Origin of the sequence: Exiguobacterium sp. s128 (genome assembly GCF_018618815.1) — a bacterium.
GTDB classification, from domain to species: Bacteria; Bacillota; Bacilli; order Exiguobacteriales; family Exiguobacteriaceae; genus Exiguobacterium_A; species Exiguobacterium_A antarcticum.
The window spans coordinates 64,935-77,370 of record NZ_JACSMT010000003.1 but is presented as its reverse complement, the minus strand read 5'-3'; the positions used below and the strand labels follow the sequence as shown (position 1 = coordinate 77,370).

The window sequence follows — 12,436 nt, the reverse complement described above, 5'->3', positions numbered from 1 at the left end:
TGAAGTAAGTAGTTTGGTTAAAAAAAGGAGGGAAATCACTGATGTGGAAAAACGTGTTTGGTGTGTTGCAACGGATTGGTAAAGCTTTGATGTTACCGGTTGCAATCCTACCGGCAGCGGGGCTTCTCCTAGCGTTTGGTACGGCTTTTCAAAACCCGAATCTGACGCAGTATCTGCCATTTCTTGAAAATGATGCATTAGTCGTCATTTGGCGAGTCATGCAAGATGCAGGGGATATCATCTTTGCCAATCTAGGATTATTGTTTGCCGTCGGGGTCGCGATTGGTCTTGCGAACGGTGAAGGGGTCGCAGGATTAGCCGCGATTGTCGGATTCTTGATCATGAACAAAGTTATCAGTTCGTTTTTACAGATTACGCCTGAAAAGATTGCAGAAGCACAAAAATCGAGTGATTTATCGTATGCGACCGTGTTAGGAATACCGACCCTGCAAATGGGGGTATTCGGAGGGATCATCGCCGGGTTGATTGCGGCGTACAGCTATAATAAATTCTTTAAAATTAAACTACCGGATTTCCTTGGATTCTTTGCCGGTAAACGGTTTGTCCCGATTGCTACAGCGCTATTCAGTTTAGTCGCTGGTTTTGCGTTGTGTTACATTTGGCCGCCGATCGGAACGGGAATCAATACGTTCTCGAAAACGATCATTGAATCAAATGAAACGTTATCTGCCTTCATCTTTGGATTAGTCGAACGTTCACTCATTCCGTTTGGTCTGCATCACATTTGGTATTCGAGTTTTTGGTTCCAGTTCGGTGAGTATACGGATAAAGCCGGTACGATCGTCAACGGAGATCAGCGGATTTTCTTTGCGCAATTAAAAGACGGTGTTCCGTTTACGGCAGGGACATACATGACAGGAAAATATCCGTTCATGATGTTTGGTCTTCCTGCTGCCTGTCTTGCGATGTACCATACGGTTGCGAAGGATCGGCGGAAAGCGGTTGAAGGGTTATATTTCTCAGCTGCCTTGACATCGTTTTTGACCGGTATTACAGAACCCGTTGAGTTTTCATTCGTTTTCGTTGCACCGTTATTGTTTGCGGTCCACGCCGTATTCGCTGGATTATCCTTTATGATCATGGACATCCTCAACGTCAAAATCGGGATGACCTTCTCCGGAGGATTGATTGACTATACGTTGTTCGGGATTTTACCGAACCGGACCTCCTGGTGGCTCGTCATACCAGTCGGGTTAGTTTTTGCGGTCATCTATTACTTTGGTTTCCGTTTCGTCATCACGAAGTTTGACTTGAAGATTCCGGGACGCGAAGCGATTCAAGAAGGGGCCGTCGCATCGACGACGACGGCTGGCGAACTGCCGTATGAAATTCTCCAAGCGTTTGGCGGGGCTTCAAACATCAAACATTTGGATGCTTGTATCACGCGGCTCCGGATTACCGTCAACGATAAATCAGGCGTCAATAAAGAACGGCTGAAACAGCTTGGTGCTGCAGGAGTACTTGAAGTCGGAGACAATGTTCAAGCCATTTTTGGTCCGAAATCGGACGGAATCAAGACCGAGATGGCAGAAATCATGAACGATCCGAACTATCAACCACCGGTTAAACCAGAAGCCGATCCGATTCCACAAGTTCCGACGGGAGCCGAATCACGGACCGATGATCGGTCGGGCTTAGCTGGAACGGATGGAGCATATGTACCGGTTGAAGGATATGTTTCACCAATGAGCGGAGTGATTCGATCGCTGGATGATGTACCGGATCAAGTCTTCTCCGGACGGATGATGGGTGACGGATATGCGATCGAACCGACGGAAGGATATGTCGTTTCTCCTGTATCCGGTGAAATCACGACCTTCTTCCCAACAAAACACGCGATTGGCATCCTTGCTGATAATGGAGATGAAATTTTGATTCATATCGGAATCGATACCGTATCGCTTGAAGGAAAAGGATTCGAAGCACTCGCCAAAGCAGGCGATCGGGTCGAACCAGGTTCGCCGTTGCTAAGCGTTGACCTCGAACAGATTCGACCGCTCGTCCCATCGTTACTCACACCAATCATCGTCACGAACAGCGGCGACCGGAAAGTTGCGGTCGATGTTGGAAAAACAGTCGAAGCGGGTGAAAAAATATCGTATGAGATCAAATAACATCCTTAAGGCACGGTTTCTCTTCTTAGAGAGATCGTGTTTTTTTTTGAGGAGTTAAACATTCAGTAATGAGATTTTGCACATACGATGATACAATGAATAAGCTATTATGAAGATTAGCTATTTTTTGAGAAAGAGGTGAGTCGATGGCTACGACTTCGACAAAAACACGTTATGTCGTGTTAGGTTTATTGATCGGGATTTTAGTGGCGGCGATGGACAATACTATCGTTGCGACGGCGATGCCGACAATCGTCAGTGAGCTCAACGGATTTGATCAATATGCGTGGGTGACCTCCGCCTATATGATTGCGACTGTCGCTGGCATGCCGATTTTCGGTAAGTTGAGTGATATGTATGGTCGAAAACGATTTTTCCTGTTCGGGATGTTACTTTTTATCGCCGGCAGTGTGCTGTGCGGAATGGCGGACTCGATCATTGAATTATCCATTTATCGTGCCGTTCAAGGTCTTGGCGGCGGTGCCTTGATGCCAATCGCGTTTACGATCATCTTTGATATTTTCCCACCGGAAAAGCGGGGGAAGGTCAGTGGATTGTTTGGTGCCGTCTTCGGAATTTCAAGTATTTTCGGACCGTTGCTTGGTGCGGTCTTGACCGATGCCATTAACTGGCGCTGGGTCTTTTACATCAATATCCCGCTCGGCGTATTGGCGTTGACACTCGTCTCGTTGTTCTACAAGGAATCACCGATTCACCGGACGCAAAAAATCGATTATGCCGGAGCGGTGACGTTAGTCGCAGGATTGGTCCTGTTCTTATTGGCGCTTGAGATGGGCGGAAAAGATTACGCCTGGAGTTCACCGCAAATCTTAGGATTATTCGGCGCGGCACTCGTTGCTTTTATCGTCTTTGGTTTCATCGAACGTCGGGCGGCTGATCCCGTCATTACATTCAGTTTATTTAGACGCCAACTGTTTGCGGCGACACAAGGGGTGGCGTTCTTTTACGGCTTCGTCTTCATCTCTGCCAGTGTATTCATTCCGATTTTTGTTCAAGGAGTGTTTGGCGGAAGTGCGACAAACTCCGGTTTGATCTTGATGCCGATGCTGATCGCATCGGTCGTCTCGGCGCAACTCGGTGGACGTCTGCCGAATAAATACGGATTCCGAAACGTCATGTTCGTCTCGGCAGTTTTCTTCTTGTTAGGGGTTTATCTGTTAAGCACGATGTCGCTTGAAACATCAAGAACAGCCATTACGATCTACATGATCATTTTAGGTTTTGGTGTCGGGTTCAGCTTCTCGTTACTCAATCTTGCCAGTATCAATGGGATCGAGATGCAAAGACGTGGGGCTGCGACCTCTATGGGTTCGACATTCCGGACGATTGGGATGACGCTTGGGGTGACGGTGCTTGGAATCATCCAGTCCCGGACGTTCTCATCGACGATCAGTGAACAGTTGCCGGGCGGAAACGCACCGGATGGCGGGCAATTCCCGACGGCTTCGGCCCTTGCGAGCATGCCGCCGGAAGTAGCAAATGCGATCAAGTCGTCACTTGCGGAATCGATTTCGTCGGTCTATTTGTGGGCATTGATTCCAGCAGTGCTTGGTGTCGTCTTTGTTTTCCTGATGGGGAATGAACGACCCACGTTAAAAGAAGGTCAAGGCGAACGACCGAAAACAAAGCAAGCATAATGTGCGGGTAAAGCTATTTAGATAAGCATTGGAAGAGAGGGAAGTGGATGTCAAAATCTGCTTCCCTTTTTTGTTGTTCGAAATCATTTGATGCACGAGATTCCTACAGGAAAAAGCGCAAGTGCCAACTGCGCTGTCAGAGACAAACAAGACCCGCTTTTCTGCCCATATGGGGCAGGAAAACTGGCTTGTGTCTCGCCTGAGGAAAGCGAGTGCAAAGAGGAATGATTTCGACGTAGGTTAATCCGATTTCCCGCACAAAGTATAGGGGAAAGAGGATACTTTGTTAATGATACAAAAAAACACGCCCCGCGATGGGACGTGTCCAAAAAGATGCCTTATTTTTTGATATCGAATGTCGTGCTGAGGAAGTTGACGACATCTTCCGCTGTATCCATATCGAGTACTTGTTCGACGATCGCTTCACACTCTGCTTTGTTCAAACGAGTCATCAAGCTACGTGCGCGAAGGACAGATGACGCAGACATTGAGAATTCATCGAGTCCGAGTCCAAGGAGAATCGGAAGAGCGAGTTCTTCTCCAGCCATCTCCCCGCACATGCCGACCCACTTGCCCGCTTTGTGTGCTTCTGTGATGACGTTGTTCAATAAGCTTAAGATGGCTGGGTTGAACGGTTGGTAGAGATACGACACTTTTTCGTTCATCCGGTCAGCAGCCATCGTGTATTGAATCAAGTCGTTTGTTCCGACAGAGAAGAAGTCGACTTCTTTTGCGAATTGTTTCGCCATGACAGCCGTTGACGGAATCTCAACCATCATACCGACTTCGATCTCTTCAGAAACCGTCACACCTTCTGCTTGAAGGTTTGCTTTTTCTTCCAAGAGAAGTGCTTTTGCTGCACGGAATTCTTCGAGTGTCGCGATCATCGGGAACATGACAGCAAGTTTACCGTACGCACTTGCGCGGAGAAGGGCACGAAGTTGTGTCCGGAAGAGATCTGTTTGATCCAGGCAAAGACGGATCGCCCGGTAGCCGAGGAACGGGTTCATCTCATGCGGGAGATCAAGGTAAGACAACTCTTTGTCGCCACCGATATCAAGTGTCCGGATGACAACTTTTTTATCGCCCATTGATTCGAGGACCGTTTTGTATGCCGTGAATTGCTCATCTTCCGTCGGGAATGTTTCAGCGTCCATGTAAAGGAACTCTGTCCGGTATAATCCGACTGCTTCGGCACCGTTCTCGAGAACGCCTTTCACATCATTTGGTGTTCCGATGTTCGCTGCGAGCTCGACGTGATGACCGTCAGCTGTGACTGTTTTTTCGTTTTTGAGTTTTTTCCATTCTTCTTTTTGAGCGATATAGGCTGAACGTTTTTCTTCATACTCAGCAATCTGTTCGCTTGAAGGGTTGACGATGACGTCACCTTCCGTACCGTCGAGAATCAAGAAATCACCGTGTTTGACTTCCGTCAAGACGACTTTTGTTCCGACGACAGCCGGAATTTCAAGAGAACGGGACATGATCGCCGAGTGCGAAGTCCGTCCACCGATGTTCGTAGCAAATCCTTTTGCATACTTCCGGTTGAGTTGTGCTGTATCTGAAGGCGTTAGATCTTCGGCAATGATGATGACTTCTTCATTGATTTGAGCCGGTGTGACGAATGTGATACCGAGCAAGTGGGCCATCGTCCGTTTTGTAACGTCACGAACATCGGCTGCACGCTCGCGCATGTATTCGTTGTCCATCGATTCAAAGATCATGACCATCATCTGTGAGACTTCATCAAGTGCTTGTGCTGCGTTTGTTTTATCTTCATCGATCTTCGCATTAACTTGGCTAACGATTTCCGGGTCTTCTAAAATTAAGAGGTGAGCTGAAAAGATTTCTGCTTTATCTGCGCCTAGTTCTTTTAATGTGTTCTCACGAATGATTTCGAGTTCACCTTTCGATTTAACGATGGCTGCTTGGAAACGCTCTTTTTCAGCCGCTGAATCCTCGATCTTATTAGTTGGAATGTCAAAGACAGGTGTTTCCATCACGAATGCTTTCGCAATCGCAATCCCTGCAGAAGCGCCAATTCCTTTGATATGCTGTGCCATGTGCATTACCCTCTTTTCAGTAAGTTTTTTTTGCCGCAATGACGTCGTTTCTTTGCTATCTATAGATACCCATAAACGCATCTCTCTTAACGGGTCGATTGCGGACTCTCCCTTTAAATGAAAACGTAGACATTTCTGTTGTTGCCAAAATGACCGTTTAGTAGAAGTGCCTGTCCTTTTCACCTGTTTAATCCTATCACATTGTGAAACGAGCAACAATCGTTTGAAACGGTCCAAATCGACAAATTAACGAACGTCAAAAATGAGAGCGGTTTCATTCTTTCTGGGTGCTATCAGTTGGAAAATCCGATCAAACACTTCATACTTATAAATATTACTACAAGGGGGAATTGAACATGAAATGGAACCAAGTAGATCAACAAGCACATGTCGAGGTACTGGTCGTCGGTATTTCAGGTAACCAACCAGTCGAGGAACGGATTCGTTCGCTTTATCCGGATCGATTGGATGAGTGGGTGCGTCGGGGAGATATCTCGACGAAACAAGGAGAACTCCGTTTATTGCCAACGTTAACCGGAACAGTCGAACGTGTCTTATTTGTCGGTCTTGGGAAAACGGAAGGTCTCACGCCGGACACACTTCGTCGTTTATTTGGGAAGGCAGCTCAGTTCTTAAAAACACGGAACCTCTCAAAAGCGACAGTTGACGCGACGACGTTTCCAAGTCAACCGGTCGAATTGATCGCCGAGACGTTTGGTTTAGCTACATACGAAGTCAAACATTATAAGACGACGACACATGCGACGTATGAGCTGGACTTAACGATTTGGTCGGATGCGGGAGAACGGGACGTAGAACGTGGAGAAGCGCTTGCTGAAGCGACGAACCTCGCACGACGCCTCGTGACGATGCCAGGGAACCTGCTGACCGCACCTGCTTTAGCAGACGAAGCGCGTTTTATCGCCGAGCGGTACGGGCACGACCTGAAGGTTTTGGAAAAAGAAGAGATGGAAGCACTCGGAATGGGCGCCTTGCTGGCCGTCAACCAAGGGTCAACGATTCCACCAAAACTGATTGTCCTCGAGTACAACGGAGCAGGTGACGACGCACCGATCGCCGTCGTCGGAAAAGGGGTCACATTTGATACGGGTGGGTACTCGATCAAACCAAAAGACGGGATCGTTGGGATGAAGGGGGATATGGGGGGCGCGGCAGCCGTGCTCGGATTGTTTGAAGCCCTCGGTAAACTTAAACCAAACGTCAACGTATTAGGTGTCATCCCGGCGACGGACAACATGATTTCCGGAGACGCGTTTAAGCCGGATGATGTCATCACGTCGATGGCGGGAAAAACGATCGAAATCTTAAACACGGATGCAGAAGGGCGACTGGTTTTAGCAGACGCCGTCACTTATGCCAAAGAATACAAACCGAAGATGATCATCGATCTAGCGACGTTGACAGGCGGTGTCCTGGTTGCGCTTGGAACAGAAATCACGGGTGCGTTGACGAATGATGCGGCTCTTTACAGTCGATTCGAAGCCGTGACGCAAGAGACAAACGAGATGGTCTGGCAGATGCCGTACGTCGATCAATTCATCAAACAAGTTCGCCGCTCCGACGTCGCGGATTTAAACAATTCACCGGGACGGATGGGGCATATGATCTTTGGTGGTGCCTTTGTCGGGGAATTCGTTGGCGAAACACCATGGCTTCATCTCGATATCGCCGGAACATCGGAACAAAAGGCCGCGACCGAACTCGGTCCAAAAGGCGCGACCGGTGTCATGGTCCGGAGTCTGTATCGTTTTGTTGAACGTGAAGGATGATCCGATTGAACAGCGTTCTCGTTTTATTGACCATCATCAGTATCGTCTGGTATCTCGATTCACACGAACAAATTCCCTTGGGACTGGCGACATTTTTAAGTGTGTTCACGGTCTTGTCACTGATGAAGGGAACACGGGAGAAGTCTAGTGGACGTCACCGGGATTGACGCGGCGAAGGCCGGCTGGGTGGCGGTCTCGATTCGGGACGGTCAGTTCTCCTGGTCGGTTGCTTCGTCGCTGTCTGACATCAGATGCGGGTCCGTCACGTATATCGATATGCCGATTGGTCTCGAACGACAACAGCGGCGAGTCGTTGATCAATTGTTGCGCGAGGAATTAAAACCGGGTCGAATGAGTAGTGTCTTTAATGCCCCGCTACTCGCGGCATTGGAACAATCTGATTATCAAGCGGCCAATGATTATTCGAAACAGCAAGCAGGTCTCGGTTTATCGAAACAAGCCTGGTACTTGTTACCGAAAATCCGTCAAGTCCGTGCACACTATCAACCGGGCATGATGGAATCCCATCCGGAAGTCTGCTTTGCCCGTCTGACGGGCCATCCGGCGCGACACAATAAACGGACAATCGAAGGCGTAGCAGAGCGGACGGAGCTATTGCATCGGTACGATTGTCCGCCTTACTGGGAACTCAAGGTGCCGGGCGTCGCAACTGACGACTGGGTCGATGCATGTCTGCTTGCCGTCGCAGCGACATTGCCGGCTACGTACTTGCCAAAACATCGTCCGTTCGATGCCGACGGCTTTCCTTTATATGCGGCACTACCGAAAAAAATCACCTTCACCGAAATGGTGTAGGTGATCCTTTAATGAACGACCAAAGATAATGAAAGATCCGTGCATTGTGCAAGGCTTTAAGAATCACGGCGACGAGTGGTCCGAGAATCAATCCGAACACACCGAAAAATTGAATGCCGACGAACAAGGCGATCAAGGCAGTGATCGGTTGAATACCGATGTTGTCACCGACGATTTTTGGTTCCATGATGTTCCGTTGTAAAATCACGAGACCATAGAGAATCGCAAGTCCGATTACAAGCCCGGTATCTCCCGTAATGATGGAGTAGGCAATCCAAGGTAAAAAGACGGAGCCGGTTCCAAGGTAGGGTAAGATATCAAAAAACGCTGCGATGAAGGCAATCGCAAAGGGATGTTCGACCCCGATGATCAATAGTCCAACAAGAACGATGAAAAACGTAATCGTAATCAATGTCAGTTGCGCCTTGATATAGCCGAACAAGGCGGACCGGAGACTTGCGACGACCGACTCGGCACGGGCAAACCATGGTAACATTTCATATTGTTTCAAGCGGATCTCATATTTATGCCAGTCTTTTGAGATGAAAAACCAGGCAAGCAAGACAATGACCAAAATCAATGCGATCGAGGGGAGTGTCGCTAAAATCGTCTGCAACATCCCGGCGATGTTTTTCGATCCTTCACCGATGGCGCTGGCAAGCGAACTGCCGAGCGATTGAATACTGTTTTGGACGGTGTTTTGTTGCGATGGTTCAAGTGAGCGAAGTGCTTCTGATGCATCGTTCCAAATGGGTGCCAATTTTTCATTGTAGAGCTTTTGGAAATACAGGCTCAGTTCTTGAATTTGTGCCGGCAATTGGTTTGCGACGAAAACAAGTCCCCGGATCAACTGCATGATGATCAGCACAAGTGAGCCGATTAACAGACCACTCATTAAAATAATCGACAGAAGAGCACCCCATCCTCGATTGATGCGGAGCCGCTTTTGGAAAAAGTCGACGAGCGGTCGACTAAAAAGAGCCAGTAAAAAGGCGAAAACGAACGGGTACATGAAAGAAGACAAGCGAATAATCAGCCAACCGATGAAAACGATGGCAAGGATGACGCCAAGGAAACGAGCTAATTGCCACAAACGTTCAGTCGACATAAGCAACACCTCTTACTATGTATGGAATGTCATCATCATATCATGTTTGTCAGAAGAACGTATCACTCTAAAGAGGGGGAATTGGCATGAAACGAAAAGAAGTTGGATTACTCGTCTCACTTGCCGTAGCCGGCGGGATGGCAGTTCGAGAATGGCGCAAGAACCAACAGTTCAACCGACGATTCAAGAAACAAACGGAAGATCAGCTGGTGAAAGGTTTGACGGAGGTGCAGGATGATGCAGGAGATGATACTTCTTCAAGAAAAGGTTGATGAAACGATTCGGGCACTCGGTGGATACTTTCGTCCATTATCCGGATTGGCGCGACTGATCGAGGAAGTGGGGGAAGTCGGAGAAGCACTTGAGGCGAACGACGATCAATCACTCAAAGCGGAACTCGTTGATGTCTTGATGATCTCGACCTGTCTTTCGAATCAATACGTGACCGATTTGGCGGAGCAACATCGACGGCTTGGTACCGAACACGATCAGGAAAAAGGATCATTTTACCGGCTCGTGCACGAAGCGGGTCAAGTTGCCCGCGTGATGAATGGTTACGAAGGAGACAAGCCGCCGAAAAGGACGGAGGACATCATCCCAATTGGAACTTCGTTGGCCCGTCTGCAACGGGAACTGTTTCGCTTGGCACGCCCTCTGGAACTTGACCTGCTCAAGGAAATCGATCAAACGAATGAAAAGAACTTACGCCGTGACCGGACGCGTTTTGCGTTGACACGGGATCCGGTTACGGAAGAAACGATCGATCACTTCCGAAGCGCAACGGGAAACACGGAACGTTTATGGGGGGCTCCTGTCCATGAAGCCGGTATGTCGCTTGAAGCGCATATCCAAGCCGCCTTGCCATCGTTACGACGATTTCTTCGCTGTGCCCGGATAGAAGGGATCGATGGATTCATCATCGAGGCACCGATCGAACGGAGCGACAGTCTACTGCGTGTCAAGGAACAGGCGGATCAGATTGGACGAATCATCAAAGAACAGACGCCATTATCGTTCAAAGAGGCACCGTACCGGATTGATGTCTATGCTCCTCAACTCGGTCCAGTTTCACCGTATCATGCCGAGGATGACCACCGTATGTTTTTAGTGCTTCATGTCGATGAATGAAACAACAAAGAAGCGTCGATTCCGGAATCGACGCTTCTTTGGCATGCCGGCATCAGCTCGAATGGTTCGAGAGTTCCGTTTGTTGGTGTTTCAACTGTTGCATGAACCGGTTGATCCGGTGGATGGCCTGTTGAAGTTGCTCAATTGAGCTTGCGTAGCTCGCGCGGACATACCCTTCGCCACTCGCACCGAAGACTGAACCGGGCACGACAGCGACGCGTTCTGCAAGCAACAGCTGCTCCGCAAATTCTTCACTCGTCAAACCGGTCCCCCCGATGTACGGGAAGGCATAAAAGGCGCCACCCGGCGAATGGGTCGGCAGACCGGCATCATTTAACGCTTTGACGAAATAGTTACGCCGCTGCCGGTAACTGCGGACCATATCCGGTACCGTCTTGTGACGGGAACGTAACGCTTCGATTCCTGCGAACTGGACGAGTGTCGGTGCACACATCATCCCGTACTGATGGACCTTCAGCATCGCTTGGCTGATGGCTGGTGGGGCACACGTAAACCCAAGCCGCCAACCGGTCATGGCAAACGCTTTTGAGAAACCGTTGATGACGATCGTCCGGTCCCGCATGTCGGGTAATGTCGCAAAGCAGGTCGGTTCGTCTTCGTACGACAACTCGGCATAGATTTCGTCACTGATGACGTATAGATCATGTTTCTTAGCCAGCAAGGCAAGATCCGCCAACTGGTCCCGTGACATGACGGAGCCGGTCGGATTGGATGGGAAACAAAAAATGATCGCTTTTGTCCGATCGGTCATTGCGGCTTCAATCGTGTCAGGCTGAATCGTAAAGCCGTGTTCTGCCTGACAGGCTGCTGCGACGGGAATCCCGCCTGCAAGTTCGATCAACGGTGCATAGGAAACGAACGCCGGCTCGACGACGATGACCTCATCCCCGGGGTTGATCAACGTCCGAAAGGCTAAATCGAGTCCTTCCGAGGCACCGGTCGTGACGATGATCTCATCTGCGACTTCGTAATCAATCGAAAACTTTTCCTGCATGTACAGGCGGATTTCCTGACGTAACTCGACGAGACCGGCGTTCGCACTATACGCCGTATAACCTTGTTCGAGCGCTGCGAAACTGGCTTCGCGGACATTCCAGGGGGTGACGAAATCCGGTTCCCCGACACCAAGGGAGATGACATCGTCCATCGAACCCGCTAAATCAAAAAAACGTCGGATGCCGGAAGGGGCTAACCGTTCGACTCGTTCAGATAACGACTTCATGGAGACACCTTCAATCGTTTGTCACCATCATCCTGACTAAACAAGACACCGTCATGTTTATAAGTCTTCAGCCGGAAATGCGTCGTCGTCGAGATGACAGAGTCGAGCGTCGACAGTTTTTCCGAGACGAATTGTGACACTTCCTGGAGTGATTTTCCATCGAGGACAACCTGTAAGTCATACGCACCGGACATCAGGTAAAGCGACGTCACTTCTGGAAAACGGTGAATCCGCTCCGCGACTTCATCAAAGCCGCGTCCGCGTTTTGGTGTCACTTTGACATCGATGAACGCCGTCACACCATGATGGGCGTGAATCTTCTGCCAATCGATGACGGCTGTGTAGCCGAGCAGGACGCCGTCTTCTTTGAATGCCGCAAGCGATGAGAGGACCTCGTCTTCTGTTAAGTCAAGCATTTGAGCCGCCAGAACGTGGTCGACCGGTCCGTTTTGGGTTAGCAGTTCAAGTAATTCCAATTGTTTATCTGTATACATG

Annotated in this window: 11 protein-coding genes; 7 read left to right on the top strand and 4 right to left on the bottom strand. The window is 49.2% G+C overall.

Translation table 11 applies throughout. From position 1 onward, the window contains the following. Positions 1-41: 41 nt before the first annotated feature. Together ptsG and KNQ13_RS02240 are read left to right on the top strand one after the other, a co-directional pair. A complete protein-coding gene (gene ptsG / locus KNQ13_RS02245; RefSeq protein WP_071499650.1) occupies positions 42-2,135 on the top strand; it encodes a glucose-specific PTS transporter subunit IIBC in 2,094 nt (697 codons plus the stop codon). Positions 2,136-2,281: 146 nt separating this feature from the next. Next, entirely contained in the window at positions 2,282-3,793 is a 1,512-nt protein-coding gene (locus tag KNQ13_RS02240) for an MDR family MFS transporter (protein ID WP_071499651.1), read from the top strand. A 338-nt stretch (positions 3,794-4,131) separates the two neighbouring features. Here KNQ13_RS02240 and ptsP read toward each other — a convergent pair whose 3' ends face one another. After that, entirely contained in the window at positions 4,132-5,856 is a 1,725-nt protein-coding gene (gene ptsP, locus KNQ13_RS02235) for a phosphoenolpyruvate--protein phosphotransferase (protein ID WP_209548014.1), read from the bottom strand. Between the two features lie 356 nt (positions 5,857-6,212). Between ptsP and KNQ13_RS02230 the strand changes: the two genes are divergently transcribed. From KNQ13_RS02230 to KNQ13_RS02220, 3 genes are read left to right on the top strand one after another with little or no spacing between them, the layout of a single operon-like run. Further along, positions 6,213-7,646 (top strand): leucyl aminopeptidase, encoded by a 1,434-nt coding sequence (locus KNQ13_RS02230; RefSeq protein WP_209548013.1) that lies wholly within the window; start codon positions 6,213-6,215, stop codon positions 7,644-7,646. 5 nt (positions 7,647-7,651) lie between these two features. Further along, positions 7,652-7,813: a hypothetical protein gene (locus KNQ13_RS02225; RefSeq protein ID WP_214755783.1), complete on the top strand. Its 162-nt coding sequence runs from the start codon at positions 7,652-7,654 to the stop codon at positions 7,811-7,813. Then, the gene (locus tag KNQ13_RS02220; RefSeq protein ID WP_209548012.1) at positions 7,794-8,462 is read left to right on the top strand and encodes a DUF429 domain-containing protein; all 669 of its coding nucleotides are present in this window, start codon (positions 7,794-7,796) and stop codon (positions 8,460-8,462) included. The genes KNQ13_RS02225 and KNQ13_RS02220 overlap by 20 nt, the downstream gene beginning before the upstream one ends. On the opposite strand, the gene ytvI is transcribed toward KNQ13_RS02220, so the two are convergent. Continuing rightward, on the bottom strand, positions 8,446-9,570 hold the full coding sequence (ytvI, locus tag KNQ13_RS02215) for a sporulation integral membrane protein YtvI (RefSeq protein WP_209548011.1): 1,125 nt from the start codon (positions 9,568-9,570) through the stop codon (positions 8,446-8,448). The genes KNQ13_RS02220 and ytvI overlap by 17 nt on opposite strands. 86 nt (positions 9,571-9,656) lie before the next feature. On the opposite strand from ytvI, the gene KNQ13_RS02210 reads away from it, so the two are divergent. Next, positions 9,657-9,842, top strand: coding sequence for a hypothetical protein (locus tag KNQ13_RS02210; RefSeq protein WP_209548010.1), 186 nt, complete (start codon positions 9,657-9,659; stop codon positions 9,840-9,842). Continuing rightward, the gene (locus KNQ13_RS02205; RefSeq protein WP_209548009.1) at positions 9,817-10,698 is read left to right on the top strand and encodes a MazG nucleotide pyrophosphohydrolase domain-containing protein; all 882 of its coding nucleotides are present in this window, start codon (positions 9,817-9,819) and stop codon (positions 10,696-10,698) included. Before KNQ13_RS02210 ends, KNQ13_RS02205 begins: the two co-directional genes overlap by 26 nt. Before the next feature lie 52 nt (positions 10,699-10,750). Here the strand turns inward: KNQ13_RS02205 and KNQ13_RS02200 are convergent, their stop codons facing one another. Both KNQ13_RS02200 and KNQ13_RS02195 read right to left on the bottom strand, forming a co-directional pair. Further along, on the bottom strand, positions 10,751-11,941 hold the full coding sequence (locus tag KNQ13_RS02200) for an aminotransferase (RefSeq protein WP_209548008.1): 1,191 nt from the start codon (positions 11,939-11,941) through the stop codon (positions 10,751-10,753). Continuing rightward, positions 11,938-12,435 carry an Lrp/AsnC family transcriptional regulator gene (locus KNQ13_RS02195; protein WP_071499660.1) on the bottom strand — a complete coding sequence of 166 codons (498 nt, stop codon included), beginning with the start codon at positions 12,433-12,435 and terminating at the stop codon, positions 11,938-11,940. Before KNQ13_RS02195 ends, KNQ13_RS02200 begins: the two co-directional genes overlap by 4 nt. Position 12,436 lies beyond the last annotated feature (1 nt).

Excerpts from the sequence above, each read along its gene's own strand:
- ptsP (WP_209548014.1), bottom strand. The coding sequence starts at position 5,856 with ATGGCACAGCATATCAAAGGAATTGGCGCTTCTGCAGGGATTGCGATT.
- KNQ13_RS02210 (WP_209548010.1), top strand. The coding sequence starts at position 9,657 with ATGAAACGAAAAGAAGTTGGATTACTCGTCTCACTTGCCGTAGCCGGC.
- KNQ13_RS02230 (WP_209548013.1), top strand. The coding sequence starts at position 6,213 with ATGAAATGGAACCAAGTAGATCAACAAGCACATGTCGAGGTACTGGTC.
- ptsG (WP_071499650.1), top strand. The coding sequence starts at position 42 with ATGTGGAAAAACGTGTTTGGTGTGTTGCAACGGATTGGTAAAGCTTTG.
- ytvI (WP_209548011.1), bottom strand. The coding sequence starts at position 9,570 with ATGTCGACTGAACGTTTGTGGCAATTAGCTCGTTTCCTTGGCGTCATC.
- KNQ13_RS02205 (WP_209548009.1), top strand. The coding sequence starts at position 9,817 with ATGATACTTCTTCAAGAAAAGGTTGATGAAACGATTCGGGCACTCGGT.
- KNQ13_RS02200 (WP_209548008.1), bottom strand. The coding sequence starts at position 11,941 with ATGAAGTCGTTATCTGAACGAGTCGAACGGTTAGCCCCTTCCGGCATC.
- KNQ13_RS02195 (WP_071499660.1), bottom strand. The coding sequence starts at position 12,435 with ATGTATACAGATAAACAATTGGAATTACTTGAACTGCTAACCCAAAAC.
- KNQ13_RS02240 (WP_071499651.1), top strand. The coding sequence starts at position 2,282 with ATGGCTACGACTTCGACAAAAACACGTTATGTCGTGTTAGGTTTATTG.